Annotated in this window: 19 protein-coding genes; 10 read left to right on the top strand and 9 right to left on the bottom strand. The window is 57.7% G+C overall.

All coding sequences use genetic code 11. The features are described 5' to 3' along the window. Positions 1-18: 18 nt before the first annotated feature. The gene (locus GSVR_RS07055; protein WP_173197131.1) at positions 19-1,353 is read right to left on the bottom strand and encodes a DEAD/DEAH box helicase; all 1,335 of its coding nucleotides are present in this window, start codon (positions 1,351-1,353) and stop codon (positions 19-21) included. A gap of 419 nt (positions 1,354-1,772) precedes the next feature. Here GSVR_RS07055 and secA point away from each other — a divergent pair, with 419 nt between their 5' ends. The 7 genes from secA to GSVR_RS07020 all read left to right on the top strand — a co-directional run bounded on the left by secA (position 1,773) and on the right by GSVR_RS07020 (position 10,397). Continuing rightward, the gene (secA, locus tag GSVR_RS07050) at positions 1,773-4,460 is read left to right on the top strand and encodes a preprotein translocase subunit SecA (RefSeq protein ID WP_173197129.1); all 2,688 of its coding nucleotides are present in this window, start codon (positions 1,773-1,775) and stop codon (positions 4,458-4,460) included. Positions 4,461-4,545: 85 nt separating this feature from the next. After that, on the top strand, positions 4,546-5,727 hold the full coding sequence (argJ, locus tag GSVR_RS07045; RefSeq protein WP_173197119.1) for a bifunctional glutamate N-acetyltransferase/amino-acid acetyltransferase ArgJ: 1,182 nt from the start codon (positions 4,546-4,548) through the stop codon (positions 5,725-5,727). Positions 5,728-5,777: 50 nt separating this feature from the next. Then, positions 5,778-6,956 (top strand): serine hydrolase, encoded by a 1,179-nt coding sequence (locus tag GSVR_RS07040; RefSeq protein WP_173197117.1) that lies wholly within the window; start codon positions 5,778-5,780, stop codon positions 6,954-6,956. Between the two features lie 73 nt (positions 6,957-7,029). Continuing rightward, entirely contained in the window at positions 7,030-8,118 is a 1,089-nt protein-coding gene (locus GSVR_RS07035) for a PleD family two-component system response regulator (protein ID WP_173197115.1), read from the top strand. A 117-nt stretch (positions 8,119-8,235) separates the two neighbouring features. Further along, on the top strand, positions 8,236-9,288 hold the full coding sequence (gene trpD, locus GSVR_RS07030; protein ID WP_173197113.1) for an anthranilate phosphoribosyltransferase: 1,053 nt from the start codon (positions 8,236-8,238) through the stop codon (positions 9,286-9,288). A 49-nt stretch (positions 9,289-9,337) separates the two neighbouring features. After that, positions 9,338-10,144, top strand: coding sequence for an indole-3-glycerol phosphate synthase TrpC (gene trpC, locus GSVR_RS07025; RefSeq protein WP_173197112.1), 807 nt, complete (start codon positions 9,338-9,340; stop codon positions 10,142-10,144). 22 nt (positions 10,145-10,166) lie between these two features. After that, positions 10,167-10,397, top strand: coding sequence for a hypothetical protein (locus GSVR_RS07020; RefSeq protein WP_173197110.1), 231 nt, complete (start codon positions 10,167-10,169; stop codon positions 10,395-10,397). Between the two features lie 55 nt (positions 10,398-10,452). On the opposite strand, the gene GSVR_RS07015 is transcribed toward GSVR_RS07020, so the two are convergent. Continuing rightward, positions 10,453-11,799 (bottom strand): S41 family peptidase, encoded by a 1,347-nt coding sequence (locus tag GSVR_RS07015; RefSeq protein WP_173197108.1) that lies wholly within the window; start codon positions 11,797-11,799, stop codon positions 10,453-10,455. 119 nt (positions 11,800-11,918) lie between these two features. Between GSVR_RS07015 and GSVR_RS07010 the strand changes: the two genes are divergently transcribed. Next, positions 11,919-12,356 (top strand): DUF4149 domain-containing protein, encoded by a 438-nt coding sequence (locus GSVR_RS07010; protein ID WP_173197487.1) that lies wholly within the window; start codon positions 11,919-11,921, stop codon positions 12,354-12,356. A 14-nt stretch (positions 12,357-12,370) separates the two neighbouring features. After that, positions 12,371-13,537, top strand: a complete 1,167-nt coding sequence (locus GSVR_RS07005) for an MFS transporter (RefSeq protein ID WP_173197106.1) — start codon at positions 12,371-12,373, stop codon at positions 13,535-13,537. Positions 13,538-13,558: 21 nt separating this feature from the next. Here the strand turns inward: GSVR_RS07005 and GSVR_RS07000 are convergent, their stop codons facing one another. The 4 genes from GSVR_RS07000 to GSVR_RS06985 all read right to left on the bottom strand — a co-directional run bounded on the left by GSVR_RS07000 (position 13,559) and on the right by GSVR_RS06985 (position 19,250). Further along, positions 13,559-14,932 carry a sigma-54 dependent transcriptional regulator gene (locus tag GSVR_RS07000; protein WP_173197104.1) on the bottom strand — a complete coding sequence of 458 codons (1,374 nt, stop codon included), beginning with the start codon at positions 14,930-14,932 and terminating at the stop codon, positions 13,559-13,561. A gap of 82 nt (positions 14,933-15,014) precedes the next feature. After that, positions 15,015-17,231: a PAS domain-containing sensor histidine kinase gene (locus GSVR_RS06995; protein WP_173197102.1), complete on the bottom strand. Its 2,217-nt coding sequence runs from the start codon at positions 17,229-17,231 to the stop codon at positions 15,015-15,017. 37 nt (positions 17,232-17,268) lie between these two features. After that, positions 17,269-18,954, bottom strand: coding sequence for an AarF/ABC1/UbiB kinase family protein (locus GSVR_RS06990; protein WP_173197100.1), 1,686 nt, complete (start codon positions 18,952-18,954; stop codon positions 17,269-17,271). Further along, positions 18,939-19,250, bottom strand: coding sequence for a phasin family protein (locus GSVR_RS06985; RefSeq protein ID WP_173197098.1), 312 nt, complete (start codon positions 19,248-19,250; stop codon positions 18,939-18,941). Before GSVR_RS06985 ends, GSVR_RS06990 begins: the two co-directional genes overlap by 16 nt. A gap of 157 nt (positions 19,251-19,407) precedes the next feature. Between GSVR_RS06985 and GSVR_RS06980 the strand changes: the two genes are divergently transcribed. Further along, positions 19,408-19,851 (top strand): YaaR family protein, encoded by a 444-nt coding sequence (locus tag GSVR_RS06980; protein WP_173197096.1) that lies wholly within the window; start codon positions 19,408-19,410, stop codon positions 19,849-19,851. Positions 19,852-19,943: 92 nt separating this feature from the next. On the opposite strand, the gene rplQ is transcribed toward GSVR_RS06980, so the two are convergent. The 3 genes from rplQ to rpsD form a co-directional block, all read right to left on the bottom strand. Beyond that, positions 19,944-20,435: a 50S ribosomal protein L17 gene (rplQ, locus tag GSVR_RS06975; protein WP_173197094.1), complete on the bottom strand. Its 492-nt coding sequence runs from the start codon at positions 20,433-20,435 to the stop codon at positions 19,944-19,946. 39 nt (positions 20,436-20,474) lie between these two features. Next, positions 20,475-21,497: a DNA-directed RNA polymerase subunit alpha gene (locus GSVR_RS06970; protein WP_173197092.1), complete on the bottom strand. Its 1,023-nt coding sequence runs from the start codon at positions 21,495-21,497 to the stop codon at positions 20,475-20,477. Between the two features lie 64 nt (positions 21,498-21,561). Next, complete coding sequence (gene rpsD / locus GSVR_RS06965; RefSeq protein WP_173197091.1) at positions 21,562-22,188, bottom strand: 30S ribosomal protein S4; 627 nt, start codon at positions 22,186-22,188, stop codon at positions 21,562-21,564. Positions 22,189-22,207: the final 19 nt, after the last annotated feature.

Genomic DNA, 22,207 nt, shown 5'->3' with positions numbered 1-22,207 from the left:
GGTAGCGATCCGCTCCTGTCACCGTGCCCGGGACGAACGGCGCGGATGCCGGGCAGCAGGCGCGGAGCCGGGATGGTGCGGTTTGGGTTGAGAGGCAGGGCGGCCTGCACCGCCTTTGGAAGTGCCGTGCGCAGCGGCCGTCTGGGCCGGCAAAGGCTTTGCAGCCGCTTTACCGGGGCCACGGGGCGGGCGCGGCGGGCGCTCGAACTCAGTGTCCTTATGTGGAGCCGGGACGCTGTAGTCGAACCCTTCCAGGGTGCGGCGTTCTATGCCGCAGCCGAGCTTTTTCTCGATGGTGCGCACCATTGCCGCATCGTCGGTAGTCACCAGGGTAAAGGCATCACCGGTGCGCGCGGCCCGGCCGGTGCGGCCGATCCTGTGAATGTAAGCCTCGGCGGTGTCGGTGATATCGTAGTTGACCACGTGGGAGACACTGGATACATCGATGCCGCGCGCAGCGATGTCGGTTGCCACCAGGATCTGGAAGGTGCCGTCGCGAAAGCCGTCCAAAGCCGCCTGCCGGCGGTTCTGGGACAGGTTGCCCTGGAGCGAGGCAGCCTTGTAGCCCCCCTTTTCCAACTGTTCACCCAACCGTTTGGCGCGATGCTTGGTACGGGTGAAGATCAGCACCGACTCGGTGTCGGTGTGGCGCAGCAGTTCGAACAGCAAAGGGGTCTTGAGGTGTTGGGCCACCGGGTAGAGGGCATGGGTCACGGTGACCGGCGGAGCGATGATACCGGCCTGCACTGTGACCGGCTGGTGCAGGATGTCGTTGGCAAGGCGGCGGATATCGTCCGGCATGGTGGCCGAAAAGAGCAGCGTCTGCCGACGGGGGGGAAGCTGCTTGAGAATCCGGCGGATATCGGGCAGAAACCCCATGTCGAACATCTGATCCGCCTCATCCAGTACCAGCGTCTCGACCAGCGAAAGGTCGATGGTCCCCTGGCTCAGGTGGTCGAGCAGCCGGCCCGGACAGGCCACGACGATCTCCGCGCCCCCTTTGAGCTTCTCGATCTGCGGATTGACCGACACCCCGCCGTAGATGGTAACGCTCCTGAGCCGGGTCTGCCCCCCCAGCATCACGATAGCCTCGTGGATCTGCTCGGCCAGTTCCCGAGTCGGGGCAACGATCAGCGCCCGTACCCTGCCCCGCGCCCCCTGCATCAGGCGATGCAGGATCGGCAGAACAAAGGCCGCAGTTTTGCCGGTTCCGGTCTGGGCCAGGCCCATCACGTCATGTCCGGCCATCACCGGGGGAATGGCCTGCTCCTGAATCGGGGTGGGCGCTGCAAAGCCGGCCGCTGCGATGCCGGCGGCAACAGCGGGATGCAAATCAAACGCTTTGAAATTCATATAAACTCCTTCCATCTGAAAAGCGAAGGCCCCGACCTGAGACCGGGGCCTTCGCTGCCATGGTATAATTCCGTCGAATAAAAGTTTTTCCGGCAGAATGAATGAAACTGCCGCACGGGCTGCCCCCCGGAAATCCCCTGAACATACCCGCTTCCGGACAGACAACAAAAAAACCCCAAGCTTGGAACGCCTGGGGAATCTGCATTCAAAAAGATGACCCGATATATAGCACAAAATTACTGCCATGTGTCTAAAAAAATCTGTTCCCCGCGGGCCGAATCACAGGCAGACGCAAACCCTGTCCAGCGTTAGCTCCGGCAGGCGGGCAGCATCACGGTCTGCCCTTTTCTGTTGAGTACTTTGGGGATTCATGGTAATTTTATAAGCTATTTGCCAATTACACGAAGTGGGAGATATACATGTTCGGGTCTCTTATCAAAAAGATCGTCGGCAGCAAAAACGAGCGCGAGCTGAAAAAGCTGTGGCCGATCGTTCACAAGATCAACAGCCTGGAAGCATCCGTCGAAACCCTCTCCGACCAGCAACTGCAAGCAAAGACCGTCGAATTCAAGGAACGCCATGCCAAGGGCGAATCGCTGGACGCCCTGCTGCCCGAGGCATTTGCCGTCTGCCGCGAGGCGGGCAAGCGCGTACTGGGCATGCGCCATTTCGACGTCCAGTTGATCGGCGGCATGGTGCTGCATTCCGGCAAAATCTCCGAAATGAAAACCGGCGAAGGCAAGACCCTGGTCGCCACCCTGCCGGCCTACCTGAACGCCATCAGCGGCAAGGGCGTGCACGTCGTTACGGTCAACGATTATCTGGCTCGGCGCGACTCGGAATGGATGGGCCGGCTGTACGGTTTCCTGGGGCTGACGGTAGGGGTGATCGTGCACGGCATCGAGGACGACCAGCGCCGCATCAACTACGCCGCCGACATCACCTACGGCACCAATAACGAGTTCGGTTTCGATTACCTGCGCGACAATATGAAGTTTTCGCTGGATGACTATGTCCAGCGCGGCTTCAACTACGCCATCGTTGACGAGGTCGACTCGATTCTGGTCGACGAGGCCAGGACGCCGCTGATCATCTCCGGCCCGACCGAAGAGTCCACCGATAAATACTACATCATCGACCGGATCATTCCGCAGCTGCAAAGGGGCGAGGTTCAGGAGGTGGAGGCCAATACCCTTTCCGGCAAGCGCAAGAGCTACACCGGCGACTTCACCATCGACGAAAAAGCCAAAAGCGCCACCCTGACCGAGCAGGGGGTCCTGAAGGTGGAAAAGCTGCTCAAGGTGGACAACCTCTACGATCCGCGCAACATCGAGATCCTGCACCATGTCCAGCAGGCGCTAAGGGCCCACGCCATGTACAAACGGGACGTGGATTACGTTGTCAAGGACGGCGAGGTGATGATCGTGGATGAGTTCACCGGCCGTCTCATGCCGGGCCGGCGCTGGTCCGACGGGCTGCACCAGGCCATCGAGGCCAAGGAAGGGGTCAAGATCGAGAACGAGAACCAGACCCTGGCCACCATCACCTTCCAGAACTACTTCCGCATGTACACAAAGCTGTCCGGCATGACCGGCACCGCGGATACCGAGGCCGAAGAGTTCCACAAGATCTACAAGCTGGATGTGACCGTCATCCCGACCAACCGGCCGCTCCTGCGTCCCGACTTCCCGGACGTGATCTACAAGACCGAGATGGAGAAGTTCAACGCAGTGATCGAGGACATCAAGGAGCATTATGCCCAAGGTCAGCCCTGCCTGGTCGGCACCATCTCCATCGAAAAATCCGAGGTGCTGTCTGATCTCCTGAAGCGCCAGGGCATACCGCACAACGTGCTGAATGCCAAGCAGCACGAGCGCGAGGCCGAAATCGTGGCCCAGGCCGGCCGCAAAGGGGCCATCACCATCGCCACCAACATGGCCGGACGCGGCACTGACATCCTGCTGGGGGGCAATCCGGAAGGACTTGCCAAGCAGTGGCGCAAATCCAACCCGGAAGCCACGGACGAGCAGTACGAAGCGCAGTCGCAGGCATTCAAGGCCCAATGCGCGGCCGAGCACGACGAGGTGGTCAAGCTGGGGGGCCTGCATATCCTTGGCACCGAGCGGCACGAGTCCCGCCGCATCGATAACCAGCTGCGCGGCCGTTCGGGCCGCCAGGGGGACCCCGGGTCGTCAAAGTTCTACCTCTCGCTGCAGGACGACCTGCTGCGCATCTTCGGCTCCGAGCGGGTGGCCAAGATCATGGACCTGCTCAAGATCGAAGAGGGGGAAGCCATCACCCACACCATGATCACCAAGTCGATCGAAAACGCCCAGAAGAAGGTGGAGGCCCACAACTTCGATATCCGCAAGCATCTGATCGAGTACGACGATGTCATGAACAAGCAGCGCGAAGTGATTTATACCCAGCGCCGCGAGATTCTGGCGGGCCAGGAGATCCGCGAGAGTTTTCTGGAGATGCTGGACGAGACTGTCGAGGAGATCGTCGCCTCCTACTGCCCGGACAAGGTTTCGGCCCGCGAATGGGACTGGAACGGTATCGGCGAGATCGTGTTCAAGTGTTTCAATCTGCAGCTGGATCTGCCCGAGGAGGTACTCTCGCGGCTCAATCCGGAGAACTTCCGCGATACCCTCAAGGAGCAGGCCCTTGAAATCTTCCGTGCCAAAGCCGCTGAAATCGGCGAGGAGGACATGGATCGCCTGATCAAGTATTTCATGCTGGATGCGATCGACAAGCAGTGGAAAGACCACCTGCTCAACATCGACCACCTCAAAGAGGGCATCGGGCTGCGCGGCTACGGCCAGAAGGATCCGAAGCAGGAATACAAGAAAGAGGCCTACAACCTCTTCATGGAGATGATCATCCGTATCCGCGAGGAATCGATAAGCTCGATTTTCTGGGTCCGGATGGAGCACGAAGCGGAGTTGGAGGAACTGGAAGAGGAACAGCGCAGCAAGAAGCTGGTCTTCAATCTGGCAGACGAAGATCGCCCGCAGGAGCCGGCCAAGAGCGCCAAACTGGCGGGAAGAAACGATCCCTGCCCCTGCGGCAGCGGCAAAAAATACAAGAAGTGCTGCGGAAAGTAAAAAAAACAGGTTAAGGCTGAGGTTAAGGTTGAGGATTTTGCTTAACCTCAATCTCAGCCTCAATCTGTCTCCGAAGGAGACGACCATGGACATCAAAGGCTTTCAATTCTCCGCCGTCGAGGCGGCCATAAAAAAACCGGGCCGGAAGGATCTGGCCCTGATCTACTCGGAAGTGCCGGCAGCCGCCAGTGCCGTATTCACGCGGAACGCCGTCAAGGCTGCCCCGGTGCTCCTGTCGATGGAACGCATCAGAAGCGGTCGGGTTCAGGCCCTGATCGTCAACAGCGGCAACGCCAACGCCTGCACCGGCGAAGCCGGCATGCTGGTTGCGCGCGACACCTCCCGGCTGGTGGCGGAGGCCCTCGGCATTGCCGATGAGGGAATCCAGGTGTCATCCACCGGAGTAATCGGCGTCCAGATGCCTCAGGAACGGATAACGGCAGCCATCCCCGGCCTGGTCGAAGGCCTCTCCTCCGGTACGCTCGATGATATCGCCCAGGCCATCATGACCACCGACACCTTCCCCAAGATGGAGGCACGCAGCGGCCAAGCGGGCGGCATCAGCTACAGCGTGGCCGGCATTGCCAAGGGAGCCGGCATGATCATGCCCAACATGGCGACCATGCTCTCCTTCATCATCAGCGATGCCGCCGTGGAGCCCGCCTTCCTGGACAAGGCCTTCCGGCGCGCGGTGGATGCTTCTTTCAACGCCATCACCGTCGACGGCGACATGTCAACCAACGACACCTGCCTGATCATGGCCAACGGCGCGGCCGGCAATCCACCGATCCAGGAGGATACCCCCGAGGCAGCGATTTTCGAAGAACTGCTGCACGAGGTGCTGCTCTCACTGGCCAAGCAGATCGTCAGGGACGGCGAAGGGGCCACCAAGTTCGTGGAAATTTGCGTAACCGGCGCAAAAAACGATCAGGACGCCAAGCGGGCCGCCCTGTCCATTGCCAATTCAAGCCTCGTCAAAACGGCCTTCTTCGGCCAGGACGCCAACTGGGGGCGCATTTTCGCCGCTGTCGGCTACTCGGGAGCCGAAGTGGTCCCTGCAAAACTCAACCTGCACTTCGACGATGTCTGCATGGCCAGCAAAGGGGTCTTTGCCGGTGGCGATGCCGAACAGCGCGGCAGCGAAGTACTCAGGAAAAAGGAGTTCCGCGTCGTTGTGGATCTCGGACTGGGCAGGGGCATGGCTACCGTCTACACCTCCGACCTCTCCCACGATTATGTCAGTATCAACGCCGATTATCGGACCTGAGAGAGAGCCGGCGGTCAGTACAGCTTCACACTTTATCAAGGAAGATCGTAGTGCATCGTATCGTCGTCCTGCTGACTGTCTGGCTCCTCTGTGCTCCCGTTCAGGCTTTTGCCGCTGAAGACCTGTTGGAATTCGATGGCCTCACCACCATCGACTTTATCCTCGAAAGCGCCACCAACCGCAATCTGATCGCCGGAGGGGTTGTCGTGATCGGCAATCGGGACGGCATCCTCTACAGCACTGCGCGGGGCCGGCTCAATGCCAATGAGAACGCTCCCCCTCTGAACGATCGGACGCTGTTCGACATCGCGTCGCTGACCAAGGTATTCGCCACCACGCCGGCCGTAATGAAACTGCTGGAAGAAGGGCGCATCTCCCTGATGGACCCGCTGACCCGCTGGTTCCCCGAATTCGAGGGAACCGGGCGGGAAGACATCACCATCCTCAACCTGCTGACCCATACCTCGGGTCTGGACGACACCTCCTTCAACAACGAAGCCACACTGAGTGCCGCAATACAGAAGGCTGCCTTCCGGAAAAACGGAAAAATACCGGGCAGCAGCTTCAAGTATGCCGACATCAACTTCATCCTTCTGGGTGAGCTCGTCCGGCGGGTTACCGGCACCACTCTCGACACGTTCTGCCGGGAGCAGATTTACGGACCGCTCGAAATGCATTCGACCACATTTCTGCCCGGACCGGAATTCGCCACTACCATTGCACCGACGCAGAACGCCAGCCACACCCTGGTGAGCGGCGTCGTGCAGGATGAAAATGCCCGCCGATTGGGAGGCATCGCAGGCCATGCGGGCCTGTTCAGCTCGGCCTCCGATCTGGCCCGTTTTTCGCGCCTGCTCCTGCGCGGAGGCACACTCGACGGACGGCACATCTTTTCCGAACGGGTGGTGGCTCAGATGACCGCCCCTTATTTTTACGGCAACGGCGCCATCGTACGCGGCCTGGGATGGGACATCGAGTCACCTTTTTCCGCTCCGCGCGGCAGTTTCTTCTCCGAGATGTCGTTCGGCCACACCGGTTACAGCGGTTCTTCAGTCTGGATCGATCCCCAGCGGGATCTGTTCGTGATTCTGCTGACCATCCGTCTCGACTATCGCGACACCCGGCAGTTCAACCGGCTGCGGAGCGATATCTCCACACTGGCCGCAGCGGCATTCTGGCCGTCCGGCAGAGGGCGTCTCCGCTCGGACCACGACCTGCTTAAACCTTGACACCCCTATGGGCATATGCTAGTTTTTTCCCGCATTTATCCATTCTCCCGCACCCAGAAATCAGAGAGGGCCGATGAGCATGAAAATTCTCCTTGCCGATGACAGCATCACCATCCAGAAGGTAATCGGCATTATTTTCGGAGCTGAAGGCTACTCTCTCACGGTCGTTGACAACGGCAGGGCCGCTGTCGCAAAAGCGCGTGAGATCTCTCCGGATGTGCTGCTCATCGACGCATCCATGCCGGGCATGTCCGGTTATGACGTCTGCGAACAGGTCCGGGCCACGCCAGAACTGAAGACCAAACCGATCCTGCTGCTGACCGGCTCGTTCGAACCCTTTGACGAGGAGATAGCCAAACGCTGCGGCGCCGATGATTTCATAGCCAAGCCATTCGAATCGCAACAGATTCTTGCCAAGGTCAGGGAGCTGTACGAACTGGGCGCCTCCAGAGCCGCCGCAGCCCTGAAACCTGCTCCTGAGCCGGCCCCGGTTTCCTTTGCCGCCGAAAATCCATTCCAGCCCTCCGGCATCTCCACACCGGATGACATCTGGGGGGCCTTCACGGCTCCGGCCGAGCCCGCTCCGGCAACACCTGCCCCGGAACCAGCCCCCCCCTTCGCATCGGAACCCGATGTCTTCGCGCTTGTCAACGAAGAACCGGTGACACAGCCATGGGGGAGCGTCACCGAACAGGCCTTTGGATTCGGCAGCGAACCGGCAGGCGAATCGCCCTTCGGCTTTTCCGAACCGGTGCAGCCGCTTGAAGACGCTTTCGGCGATATCACCTTCGATGAGACCGGCGGCCCATGCATCGAACCGGCACCGGAGCCGAGCGCTCCTGTTGTGGATAGACCGGGGGCTCAGGAGGACCTCGCCTTCGGCGAATTTTTCTTCGACGAACCGACCGGTGAAATACCAGCCTCCTCCCCCTCCTACGAACCGGTGCCCCCTGCCCCTGCCGAGCCGGCCGCTCACGCCGCTTCCGTTGCCTCTGCCGCTGCAGACGCTCACCCTGCCGTTCCCCTGACTGAGGAGCAGCTCAAAGCAGCGTTGGCCGGTGTGTCGCGGGAGGTCATCGAACGTGTCGTTTGGGAAGTGGTACCTGACTTGGCCGAGGTGCTGATCAGGGAAGCGATCCGCAAGATCAGGGAAGGCCACTAGAGAATCAGGTCAAGATTGAGGTTAAGGTTGAGATTCAGCCTCTCCTGACCCTTAACCTGTTGATAATGAATGGGGATGTAAGCGCATCCCCATTTTTATTACGCAAGGAGCAGTGTCATGATCAGAAAAGCCATTGCCAGGATTGTCGAGCGGGAAGATCTGACCGAAGGCGAGATGATCGAGATCATGAATCAGATCATGTCCGGCGAATGCACTCCGGCCCAGATCGGTTCATTCATCACCGCTCTGCGCATGAAAGGGGAAACCATCGACGAAATCACCGGCGCTGCAAGGGTCATGCGTGAGCAGGCTACTCCGATCCAGGTCGGCAAGGGGGTGGTGGACCTGGACCGCGACGACATCAACATCGACCAGGAAACCATTCTGGATGTGGTCGGCACCGGCGGAGACGGCACCAATACCTTTAACGTCTCCACCACGGTTTCGTTCGTTGTCTCGGCCTGCGGCGTCAAGGTGGCCAAGCACGGCAACCGCTCGGTTTCGTCGGCCTGCGGCAGTGCCGATGTTCTGGAAAAACTGGGGGTCAACCTGGATGTCACGGCCCAAACGGTGGAAAAATGCATCGCCGACATCGGCGTGGGGTTCCTGTTCGCCCCTGCACTGCACAGCGCCATGAAGCACGCCATCGGTCCGCGCCGCGAGATCGGCATACGCACCATCTTCAATATTCTCGGGCCGCTGACCAATCCGGCCAAAGCCGACAGCCAGGTGATGGGGGTCTATCAGGCCGGTCTGGTTGAAAAGCTGGCGGGGGTGCTGCACAGACTGGGCTGCCGCCACGGGTTCGTGGTGCACGGCAAGGACGGGATGGACGAAATCACGCTGACCGACGAGACGCTGGTAGCCGAGGTCACTCCCAGCGGTGTGAACCTCAGTTCGATCCGTCCGGAGCAGTTCGGATTCCAGCGCTGCGACATGGGGGAACTCAAGGGGGGAGATGCGACTGCCAATGCCGGGATCGTTCGGGGCGTGCTCGAAGGAGCCAAAGGGCCGAAACGCGACATCGTGCTTCTGAATGCCGGCTACGCCCTGGTGGCTGCGGGCAAGGCAGCTTCCCCGGCATATGGCATTGCCCTGGCGGCCGAGGCTATCGATTCCGGCCGGGCGCTGCGACAACTCGAAAAACTGGCGGAACTGACCAACCAGTGAGAGCCGACCCGCCCCTTTCTTCAACCACTCTACCGGGAAAGACAGCACCATGACCAACGATACACCTGACGTCCTCAAGAAGATCATCGAATACAAGCGTACCGAGATAGATGCCGCCCGCCTGGCGGTGCCGGCTGAGGAACTGCGCGCCCGCATCCTCGACCTGGAGGATAGTCCGCGCGGCTTCGAGCGGCACCTGCGCGAAGCCGCCGTCTCGGGCTGGACCGCGGTCATTGCCGAGGTCAAGAAAGGCTCCCCCAGCAAGGGGATCATCCGGGACGATTTCGACCCGCTCGAAATTGCCGGGATCTATCAGGAGAATGGCGCCACCTGTCTCTCCGTTCTGACCGACGAGCGTTTCTTCATGGGGCACCTGCGCTTTCTGCACCTGATTCGGGAATCGGTTTCACTGCCGCTTTTGCGCAAGGATTTCATCATCGATCCCTACCAGATCCATGAAGCCCGCGCTGCCGGAGCCGACGCCATCCTGCTGATCGCTTCCTGTCTGGAGCTGACGCAACTGAAGGATTTTCACGCCCTGGCGCGGGAGCTGCACTTGGATGTGCTGCTGGAGGTCCACGACGAGACTGAAATGGAAATGGCCAACGAAACCGGATGCAGCCTGGTCGGCGTCAATAACCGGAATCTGAGGACCTTTGTCACGGACCTGGGCACAACCGGCCGCCTGGCCGGGATGATGCCCGCAGGAGGGCTGCTGGTGGCTGAAAGCGGCATCACCTGCCGTAGGGACATCGAGGCCCTGACCGCGGCCGGCGCCGGGGCCTTCCTGATCGGCGAGTCGCTTATGAGGGAAAAGGATATCGGAAAGAAATTGCGGGAACTGATCAATGCCTGATGGCACACCGGAGGGAGACACCATGGCCGGAAAAAGGAATCTGACCCTGGCGCTGGTAGCCTTTGGGGTCTACATCGTCGGAGGAATCGGTTGCTTTGGAGGGTTGGCGCTGGTCTTCCTGATGAAGGGAAGCGACCTGTGGGGCTGGGGGGATGGCAGGACCATCGGTTATCTCGCGCTCTGCGTCGGCATCTGCCTCTCGATCATGGGGGTGCTGCTGATGCGTGTTTTCAGGAACCGCAGTTTGGGCTGATCCCCCGTCTTCCTTCGAAGTATGGCACCATTGCGCTTTGTCCCGGAGATCCCCCCTATTTGGGGGGCATCAATCCCTGCTCACGCACCAGCACAAGCGATTTCAAGAGATCCAGGGCCCGTTTCAGCTGATTGTCCCTGTCCAGATCACTTTCCGTTCCTCCGGCAGCAGCAGATGGCGGTTCTGTCGTTGCCCCCCCAGCCTTGTCCTTCTCATCCGGAGCCAGCCGGTTCCCGAGATCAGCTTCCCGAATCTTGATTTCCTTCGGATCGGACGTGTCGACCGGTCGGCCATTGCCCACCTCGACGTCGGGCACGATTCCCCTGGCCTGGATCGAGCGGCCGCTGGGGGTGTAATAACGTGCCGTGGTCAGCTTGAGGGCGGCATTTCCCGGCAGGGGATAGATGGTCTGCACCGAGCCCTTGCCAAAGCTCTGCCGCCCCATGACGACGGCCCGCCGGTGATCCTGGAGCGCACCGGCCACGATCTCCGAGGCACTGGCGCTTCCGCCGTTCACCAGTACCACGATGGGATAGTGGGGTTCCTTGGTGCCCAGGGAAGCGTGGTACGCCAGGTTCGATTCCGGCGTCCGTCCCTTTGTGGAAACGATCAGGGTGTCGTTGATGTCATCGCCGATAAAGCAATTGGCAACCTCCACCGCCGGTCCCAGCAACCCGCCGGGGTTGTAACGCAGGTCTATCACCAGCCCCTTCAGCGTGCCTCCTGCCGCGGCATTGAGTTCCTTGAGCCCCTGCCTGAATTCGCTGCCGGTCCGTTCCTGAAACTGTGCGATTCTGATCAGTCCGTAGCCGGAAGCCAGCATCCGGGTCTTGATGCTCTTGACTTTGATGATGTCGCGTACCAGGTTGAAGGTCAGCAGTTGAGGATTTCCGTTCCTCAGAATTCCCAGGGTAACCGGAGTACCCCTCTCTCCACGCATGAGCTTCACCGCAGCAGGGATAGTCATGCCCCGTGTCGTGATGCCGTCTATCTTCCAGATGTTATCATTGGGGTGGATGCCGGCCCGGAAAGCAGGGGTATCATCGATGGGCGCAATGACGATCAGGCGTCCGTCCTTCATGCCCAGTTCGATGCCTACTCCGCCAAAAGCCCCTGAAATCTGGACCTCCATCTCCTTGTACGGTTCGGGAGGAAGATAGGCGCTGTGGGGGTCGAGGGATGCCAGCATGCCGTCCACCATGCTTTTGACCAGCTTCTGGCCGTCCGGCTTCTCGACGTAATGTTTTTTCACCGCAGCGTAGGATTCGCTCAGAAGCGACAGATAGGTGGAATCGGCCTGTCGCCTGAGCGCATGCCAGCGATAGCCGATAATCAGGGCCAGCGTGAGAACGATAGCGATAACAGTGGCAATGGCCAGAATCCAGGAGTATTTTGTCCGCATAGAGGTTTCCTGCAGCGTAAGTTTGAGGTGGTATAATAAACCGGTTTCCGCTAAAAGATCCCGAACGGTCGAAATTTCATGCAGGGGCCATCATGGAAGCCCCGGAACGGAGAAGCGAGATGCATGTCGCTGGTGTTGTGTATCGTCTGGCAGTTTCCTTGTGGTTCGGAGGGGTTACCCTGTTTACCCTGGTTTTGACCCCGGTGCTGTTCAAGACCCAGTCCCGGGATCTGGCCGGCACGATTGTGGGGTTGCTGTTCCCCGCCTATTTCCGGTGGGGGCTGGCCTGCGGCGTCCTGGCCCTGGCCTGCCACCTGCTGGTCCGCGGCCGTGAATGGCTGCCCGTGGTCGTAATCGCGGCGATGCTGGCACTCACCGCGGTGCAGGCCTTCTACATCGAGCCCAGGGCAGCGGCCCTCAAGCGCCAGATCCCCTCCTTCGACACCACCCCCAAAGAGCACCCGTTGCGCCGCGAGTTTTCCCGCCTGCATGGCATATCCGCCTCCTGCAATCTGGCAATGCTGGGGGGCGGGGCCCTGCTGGTCGTGTTGATGTAACAGCGAGGCCCCCCATGTTCGGCGGCATCGGTGTCAACGTGTTCATACTCGGTCTGGTCAGCTTTTTGACCGACGTTTCCAGTGAGATGATCTACCCCTTGCTGCCGCTCTTCGTGACATCCGTTTTGGGGGGCGGACCCGCCTTTCTGGGAATGATCGAAGGTATTGCCGAATCAACTGCCGCTTTGCTCAAACTCTCGTCCGGCATCCTCTCTGACCGCACCGGGGGCAGAAAAGGGCTGGTACTGGCCGGTTACTCGCTCGCCGCCATCGCGAGGCCTTTGGTCGCCCTGGCCGCATCGCCAGCACACGTTTTGCTGGTACGTTTTTTCGACCGGGCCGGCAAGGGCATCCGTACTTCCCCCCGTGATGCACTCATTGCCGATTCGACTGATCAGAACATGTGGGGCAAGGCCTTCGGTTTTCAACGGGCACTGGACCACGCCGGGGCGATCCTGGGGCCGCTGGTGGCCAGTGGACTGCTGGCATGGCTGGCGGTTGATCTGCGGACCGTGTTCTGGCTGGCCGCCATTCCCGGTGCCATGGCTGTCGGATTGATCGTGGTAAAGCTGCGTGACGTGCCCCGGCGAACCTCCGTCAGCAGCAGCACCTTTGATATCTCCCCACCGAGGAACATCAGGGGCTACCTGCTGGTTCTACTGCTCTTCACACTGGGCAACTCGTCCGATGCTTTCCTGCTGCTGCGCGCCGGCCAACTCGGAGTTTCTCCGGCCCGCATCCCCCTTCTGTGGACCTTTTTCCATGCCGTCAAGATGCTCGCCTCGATGCCGTTCGGCGCGCTTTCCGACCGCATCGGCCGGCGCAGCGTAATCGTTGCCGGCTGGTGCGTCTATGCCCTCGCCTATGCCGGTTTCGCACTAGCAGGAAACGAACTGCAGATATGGCTGTTATTCGCCTGGTATGGCCTGTTCTATGGCATGACCGAGGGAGTGGAAAAGGCGTACCTGTCGGATCTGGCGGAACCTGCCGAAAGGGGCGCGGCTTTCGGTTGGTACAATGCCGCCATCGGCATCGGGGCCTTTCCTGCCAGTCTGCTCTTCGGGCTCATCTGGCAGAAGGTATCCCCGCAGGCGGCGTTCATGTCCGGTGCCGGATTGGCCGGTCTTGCCTCGCTGCTTCTGATCATGCTGCAGCCGGCGCCCCCCGGGACCTCCCGGTAAATCCCCCTTTAACTTTTCAGGCTATTTCCGCACGTCGATGCCGTAACTCTTGATCTTGCGGTGGAGATTGCTCCGTTCGAGTTCGATGATCTCGGCCGTGCGGGAGATGTTCCAATCATTCTCCTCCAGCTTCTGAATGATGAAATCCCGTTCAAACCCTTCCCGGGCCTCTCTGAGTGTACCGGGCACGAACAGGCTGTCCGGCCTGATGTCCGGTGAGTCCGCCGCACCGCGAGCCGGTGAGAGCTCCGGAATGTCGGCCGGCGTGATCTGCCTGCCGGGACTCATGATCAGTATCCGTTCGATGATGTTCTTGAGCTCTCGCACGTTCCCGGGCCAATCATGATGTTTGAGGCTTTCGAGGGCTTCGGGCAGAAACACTTTCGGTTCGCGCCCCTCGCGCCGGTAAAACTGGCTCACGAAATGCGGCACCAGTTGGGGAATATCCTGCGAACGTTCTCTCAATGCGGGTACGCGGAAGGGGACCACGTTCAGACGGTAGTAGAGGTCCTCACGGAACCGTCCCTGCCGGATCTCCGTTTCCAGCTCCTTATTGGTAGCCGCGATGATACGCACATCGACGGTTACCGTCCGTGTACCGCCCACCCGTTCAAAGCGCCGTTCCTGCAAGATTCGCAGAACCTTGGCCTGGGTTTTCAGGGACATGTCGCCGATTTCGTCCAGAAAGAGAGTTCCGCCGTCAGCCAGATCGAATTTACCTTTTTTCTGGGCCACGGCGCCGGTGAATGCCCCCTTTTCGTGACCGAACAATTCGCTTTCGATCAGCTCTTCAGGAATTGCGGCGCAGTTTATGGCAATAAAGGGCTTATCGCTGCGCAGACTGTAATAGTGGATCGAACGGGCCACCAACTCCTTACCGGTACCGTTCTCACCGGTAACCAGCACCGACGCGGTCGTAGGTGCCACCCGGACGATCTGCTCACGCAGCTCCGCAATGGCCGGGCTTGTGCCGATCAGCTCATACTCGTTTCCCACCACCCGCTTGAGTTCTTCGTTTTCCACCCGCAATTCTTTCATTCGCAGGGCATTGGAAACCGTAATCAGCACCTTGTCCAGGGAGAGCGGCTTTTCGATGAAATCGAATGCCCCCAGCTTGGTGGCCCGGACCGCGGTTTCGATCGTGCCGTGACCGGAGATCATGATAACCGTAACCAACGGAAAGAGCGCCTTCAGCTTTTCCAGCGTTTCCAATCCATCCATGCCCGGCATCCAGATGTCCAGCATGATCAGATCAGGCAGGTCCTGGCGGACGCTTTCCAGCGCATCGGCGCCGCTGGCCGCACTGAGTACCTGGTAGCCCTCGTCTTCCAGGATACCGGTCAGGGATGTCCTGATATCCTTTTCATCATCCACGATCAGAATTGTCTTCGACATACGCAACTCCTTAAAAGCAGGTTAAGACTGAGGTTGAGGTTAAGTATTTTCTCAACCTTAACCTCAACCTTGACCTGTAGTTTCATCCCACCGGCAGTTCCACCACGAAACAGGCCCCACGGGGCTTATTGTCCCTGACACGCACAAAGCCGTTATGATCGGAGACGATGCTGTTGACGATCGCCAGGCCAAGGCCGGTGCCGGTTTTTTTGGTGGAAAAGTACGGCTCGAACAGCCGCGGCTTGTCTTCGGGAAGGATCCCCGGGCCATCGTCCGCAATGGTAAAAGAGGCCATCTTCAACTCGGAGTCGAAGCGGCTGTTGATCTCGATGGCCCCCTGCTCTTCCATGGCAGCCACGCTGTTTTCGAGGATGTTGATCACCACCCGCTTGATCTGATCCCGGTCAACCTTCAGTTGCGGAAGGTTGGGGTCCGGCGCAAACTCGAAACGCACCCCGCGGTGGGCCTCCTGGTACAACGTCAGGGTTTCACGAATGATCGCATTCAGGTCGTTCGGCTCGGGCTGTATGGCCGGCATCCTTGCAAAATTGGAAAACTCGTTGACCAGGGTTTTCAACTCGTCCACCGATTTGATGATCATTTCGGTACATTCATCGAAAACCGATTCGTCATCGCTGAAGCGGGATAAATACCGTTTGCGCAGCCGCTGGGCCGAGAGCTGGATCGGCGTCAGGGGGTTCTTGATCTCATGAGCGATACGTCTGGCCACTTCACGCCAGGCTGCCATGCGCTGCGCCTTCATCACCTGGGTCAGATCGTCCAGCACGAGCACCGTACCCATGAAATCGCCGCTTTCGTCCCTGAGCATGGTCAGATGCAGGTGCAGGGCCAGGCGCGCGCCTCGCACATCCAGAAATACCTGCCGGTTGATGGTGTCCTGCTTGGCCGAGAGCAACTCACGCAGCGTTTCCTTGACGATCTCCAGGTGGGTATCGCGGAGCAGCTCGCGGAAATTGCGGCCAACGATAGTACCGGTACTGATGTTGAGCAGTTTTTCGGCTGATTTGTTGATGGTGGTGATCGTGCCGGACTTGTCGACCGAGATGACGCCCGCGGCGACGTTGCGCAGCACGATCTCCATATAGCGACGGCGCTGTTCGATCTCCTGGTTGATGCGGAAGAGTTCCCGATTGGAAGCGTTCAGCGCTTCCTGCTTCGAGCGCAGGTCGCTCGTCATCTGGTTGAACGATCTCACCAGCATGCCGATTTCATCGGCTGAGGCCGATTCTATGTGGACGTCGAGATTCCCGTCCGCCACCGCGCGGGTGCCCTCAACCAGTTCCTGCACCGGCCTGGTCATGCTGTTGGCCAGATAGATGCCCATCCAGTAGGCCAAAAAGATGATCACGGCCGTGATCAGGAACAGCGTCAAAATGTACCCTGTCCGGATCGGATTTTTGAGGATCTTGAGCTGACGGAATTCGTGATAGGATTCCGTGATCTCTTTCATCTTGTTGACCAGTGAATACGGGACATAATAGTTGACCACCACTGCCCCGACCACGTCCTTCTCATTCCAGGTGGAGTAGACCGGCACGATGCCGCGAATCAGGTCTGCCTTGCCGGCCGGGTTGATGCGGGTCACTTCGTTTCCGGCCAGAACGCGATTGATATCGTCGGAGGAAGGATTGGTGAATTCGCCCTTGGGGACATCCTTGTTGGAGGAGCGTACCAGTTCCTCGCGCTGGGCAGAATAAACCTCCACCACGCCCAGGTTGTACTCCTTCTGTTTCTGCTGAATCAATTCCTTCAGCTGTGGAAGGTTGTCCTGGTTGAGCAGTTTCCTATCCTTGATGAATCCGCTGATCTGGCGGCCATAATAGAGGGCGTTGGAAGAGGAGCTCTTGTAATAGGTCTGAGCCACTTCCAGCGATTCGCTCAGGGAGCTTTCCACCTGCGTGTTGAACCAGTTGTGAACCGTATTGTTCACAAAGGAGGCTGCTGCAAAAAACAGCAGCATGGTAGGGACCAGCGACAGTCCTACGAACGAGAACACCAGCTTCGTCCGTAATTTTGTGCCCAGGGGATTGTTGCGGCTCTCCAGCAGAAGCTTTGCAATATTGCGGCTGACAAGATAGACCAGCAGGATCACCAGCAAGATTACCACGTTGATCACGCCGAATATGGCAATATTGCTGCCCATGGGGGCGGCGGCGCTCAGTTGCGTGAGCCGGATTTCCGTCTTCGTGAGAAACAGGATCAGGATCACGGCCAGGACGATGATGACCGCCTCCCTGATCCTCTTTTTTCGTTCATACCGGGACATCTTGAGATCCATCAACGGCACCGCCGGCGGTAATATAATCCAGGCAGCATCAGAGCCTCCCGGAACGAATGATGCCATACACCAGCCAGAGTCCGATGACCGCAGCTGCCGTATAGCCTAGGAATGCCCACATGGGGAATCCCAGTAGTTGCGGCCCCTTGTCGGTCTGCATGATGATCGAGGAGCCAATGATGAGCGCCGCCAGAATAAGACTGGAGGAAAGGCGGTTCACGGAGCGATCGAAGTCGGTGGTGAAGCGGTCCAGACCGCGATGTTCCAGGTCGATCTTGAACTTGTTGCGATTTATACGGTTGACGATCTCCTGCAGATCGCGCGGCAGATTCCGGGCCAGGTTCAGGTAGGAGAGCAACAGAGCGTTGACGTCCTTGGTAATGCGCTTCGCCGAGTATTTTTGTAGCCTGGCCTTTTCCATGAAGGGGCGGAGGTGGTCGATCATATTGAACTCCGGATCGAGGTTGCGCCCCATCCCCTCAACGACCACCAGCGATTTGGCAAGCAGCATGAAATCAGGCTGAATGCGGATTCTGTTAAGAGATATGATTTCGATGAATTCCATCAACATACGCCCTACCTCGATCTCCTGAAGCGGAATCTCGTAATATCCGTCAATGAAGTTCAGAAGATCATGTTTCAAGGCACGCATATTGAGGGTATCGGGAATATCGCCGGCAAAAAACAGCAGTGACACTACCTCATCGATGTCGCGCTGCACTATCGCAAAGAGCATGTCGCTCAAAAAGTTCCGAAGTTCGTCGTCCAGTCGGCCGACGATGCCATAATCGAGCAGACAGACCACATTGCCGGGCATGATCAGGACATTGCCGGGATGCGGATCGCCGTGGAAAAATCCATGGTTAAGCACCATTTCCAGGAAGGCATCCGCTCCTCTGCGCGCTATCAGTTTCCGATCATAACCGCCACAGTCGAGCGCGGATAAGTCGGAGACCTTGAGCCCTTCAACATATTCAAGCGTGAGAACCCCGCGGGCAGTCTGGGCCCAGTAAATCCTGGGGAAATACAGGCCATCTGCAGCAGCGAGATTATCCCGGAATTTTTCGATGGTGTGGCCTTCACGGGAAAAATCCATTTCACGGCGGATAGTACGGGAAAATTCCCGCACAATGCCGACCGGATCATAGACCTCGCTGTTGGGTATATGCCGTTCCGCCAGATGAGCAAGCCCCATCAGGGCGCTGATATCGGATTCCACTAGTTCCAGCACGCCGGGGCGGCGAACCTTTACAACGACCGCCTCACCCGTCTTCAGAGTAGCCCGATGCACCTGGGCAATGGATGCGGCAGCCAGGGCAGTCGGCTCAATGGAGGAAAAAAAATCTCCGACCGGTCCGCCAAGCTCGTTCTCGATCTGTTTTTTGGCCTCTTCGAAAGAGAAACTCGGCACATTGTCCTGAAGCTTCTCGAATTCACTGATAAACGCCGGAGGCAGCACATCCGGTCGGGTGGAAAGAATCTGCCCCAGCTTTATGAAGGTCGGCCCGAGTTCTTCAAGCGCAAGGCGCATGCGTTCTGCTGCGGACAAACGTCTGATCGCCGCCCGCTCCCTCTGGAAAAGCCTCCTGCTCCTGGCGGCCAGATCGGCCAGTCCCAGCATTTCGAGGAAATGGTCGAATCCATAGGAACTCAGAACCCGCACGATATTTACGTATCGGCGGATGCTGCGCAGGTTACCTGGCAATTTCAGGAAGGAGAACATGGTCCTTCGAACTTGTTTTCAAGAAGTTGAACGCGCGCGGCAAGGCGATCGAATTCCTCACGGGATACCAACCCCAGGCGATCGATGGTCTTCCTGATTTCGCTCTCGGACATGTCGCGGACCTTGTTCCTGCTCTCCTGGGCCAGCGTCTGCAACCGTTCGACGAAAATCTTCCCCTCCTCTTCACTCAGCTTGTATCGGTCCCGTATCTCGGCGATCAGTTCATCCGCCTTTTTTTGGGTAATAGCGGCCGTTCCAATGACAGTCATCACAATCTTTTCGAGTAAATCCGGCATACTGTGCCTCCTCTCATTGTGGTGGACTTTCGTCGCAAGAAGCATATCATATGCGGCATGTGATGCAAATGTGATTGTAGCATTTTTGCATCAATTGATAACAACCCTATCCCTATGGTAGGGTAGCCCGATATCGAGCCCCCGGAGACGACCTCATATGCGCATCAAAGAGAAGGTATTCAGCGACATCGGATCAACAGCAAAAACTGCACCCGCCCTCAAAAACGGAGCTTCATCGATTTTTGCATCGGAACTGAGCAAACAGGAAGTGGAAGCGAGTTCTTACACCCAGGAGGTCGAGGAATTACGGCGCGATATCGAGCAGGCCGGAGACCAATTGGAGAAAGAGCCGAACCTGAACAATTTTCAGAAGTTTCGCAATCTATTAAGTCGTCTGGCAAAGCGGATCAGCGCCGAAGCATATCGGCTTGAGAAGGTGGGGGGAACGCCGCAGAATCCGCGCTACTACGAAGTCATAACCGTCATAGATAAGGAAGCCGACAAGCTGTATAATCTGATCGTCAACGAACACCGGGATCGAATGGCAATTACGGCAAAGGTCATAGGCATCAAGGGACTGGTGGTTGATCTCATCACCTGATTCGCAGACAGCCAATGAGTGAATAAAAAAAGGCGGGGAAAATTCCTCGCCTTTTTCGTGTATCAGCATGGTACGTCGTACAGCTGGATCAATCAGTCTGCACTTGCCTCACACGCAGGAGCAGCATCCTCGGGAAGCACTGCAGGAACGACTTCTTCGACAGCAGCAGGAGCAGCGGTCTTGGTCACGGTCTTGAGAGGCTTCTGCTTGGGTGCTTTCGGAGTAAATTCCTCTTCGACGAGCTCAATCATGGAAACCGGTGCAGTGTCACCCTGGCGTATGCCGAGCTTGATGATGCGGGTATATCCGCCGGAACGCTCTTTGTAGCGGGGAGCAATGGTGCTGAACAGCTTGGTCACCACCGACTTCTCGCGGATGTAAGAAGCTGCCAGACGCATGGCGTGCAGGTCACCGCGCTTGCCGAGGGTTATCATCTTTTCGGCCACGGACCGAATTTCTTTTGCCTTGGCATCGGTAGTGGTAATTTTTTCATGGCTCAGGAGCGAAGTCACCATGTTTCTGAACATCGCTTCGCGATGGCTTGTTTTTCTGCCAAGACGTCTGCCAGCCTTATTGTGACGCATAACGGAGTTCCTTTCTGAAGCAAATAACGGTCGGAGGTATTACTCTTCTTCTTTCTGTTCGCCACGCAGGCGGCGTAATATCTCCGGATCCGGGAATGTCTCGAGCTTCATGCCAAAGGTGAGCCCCATGTCACAGAGAATATCTTTAATTTCGTTCAGAGACTTGCGACCAAAGTTCTGTGTCTTCAACATTTCCGCTTCGGTTTTGGAAACAAGTTCGCCGATGAATTTGATGCCGGCATTCTTGAGGCAGTTGGCGGACCGGACGGAGAGCTCGAGTTCCTCGACAGTACGGTAGAGGTTCTCGTTAATCTTGTCGATCTCTTCCTGGGACTCTTCGAGCTGATGCGGCTCTGACTCCTCATCGAAATTGATGAAGATTGTCAGCTGCTCTTTCATGATTTTTGCCGCATATGCAACAGCATCCTCCGGCTTGGCGCTCCCATCGGTCCAGACTTCCAGAGTCAGTTTGTCGTAGTCGGTCATCTGACCTACACGAGCGTTAGAAACGGTGAAATTCACCTTTTTAATGGGAGAGTAGATGGCATCGATGGGGATGGTTCCAACCGGAGCCTTCTCATCGCGATTGCGATCGGCGGACACGTATCCCTTGCCCATTCTGACGGTCATATCCATTTCGAAGTGAGCATCCTTGCCGCAGGTGGCGACATGATGATCAGGATTCATGATTTCGACGTTGTGACCGGAAATGAAGTCGCCCGCCTTCACCACACCCTCACCTTTGTGTACTACGCGAATCGTAGCCTGCTCAGCCGAGTGAAGTTTGAGGCGTACGCCCTTCAGATTCAGAATGATATCGGTTACATCTTCTGTGACGCCTTGAATTGCAGAGAATTCGTGCAGAACGCCCTTGATCCGCAACGAAGTGATTGCTGCACCCTGCAAGGAGGAGAGCAGAATTCTTCTGAGAGAATTTCCCAGAGTGGTGCCGAAACCACGCTCAAAGGGCTCCGCGTAAAATTTTCCGTACGTATCTGAAAGCGATTCTTTCTCAACCTGAAGCTGTTTCGGCCTGATAAGATCGCGCCAGTTTTTATACATTACAACCTCCTCCGGAGAAAATCATCCGGTCCTGGATGTTACGGGCAGAATTCAGTAAAATCTACTACTTGGAGTAGAGTTCGACGACAAGCTGTTCCTGGATCGGAGTGGTGATATCCTCACGTACAGGCAGCCCTTTGAGGGATCCCTTGTACCCTTCCCGATCGAGTTCGAGCCACTGAGGTATGCCGCGACGGACAACTGCTTCCAGAGCATCATTTATGACGGCGATTTTGGTGCTTTTATCACGCAGAGCGATAACATCGCCGACTTTGAGCTGAATGGAAGGAATGTCGACTCTCCTGCCGTTCAGAGTAAAGTGACCATGGCGAACCAGCTGGCGCGATTCAGTACGCGAAGAAGCAAATCCGAGACGATAAACGACATTGTCAAGACGTCTCTCAAGAAGGGACAGCAGGTTTTCACCTGTAACACCCTTCATCCGGTCAGCTTCAGCAAAATAGCCACGGAACTGCTTTTCCAAAAGGCCGTAGATGCGTCTGACCTTTTGCTTTTCACGCAACTGCACACCGTAAGCAGAGGTTTTGGAACGTCCCTGACCATGTTGTCCGGGGGGATAGTTACGGCGCTTGATAGCACACTTGTCGGTGTAACACCGGTCCCCTTTCAAAAACAATTCCATGTTTTCTCTTCTGCACAGACGGCACGAAGGTCCTGTATAACGAGCCAATGAAAACCTCCTTGAAAAT

The organism is Geobacter sp. SVR (assembly GCF_016865365.1).
GTDB lineage: Bacteria > Desulfobacterota > Desulfuromonadia > Geobacterales > Pseudopelobacteraceae > Pelotalea.
Note: the sequence above shows the minus strand (reverse complement) of the source record. Positions and strands in the feature narration are given on the sequence as shown.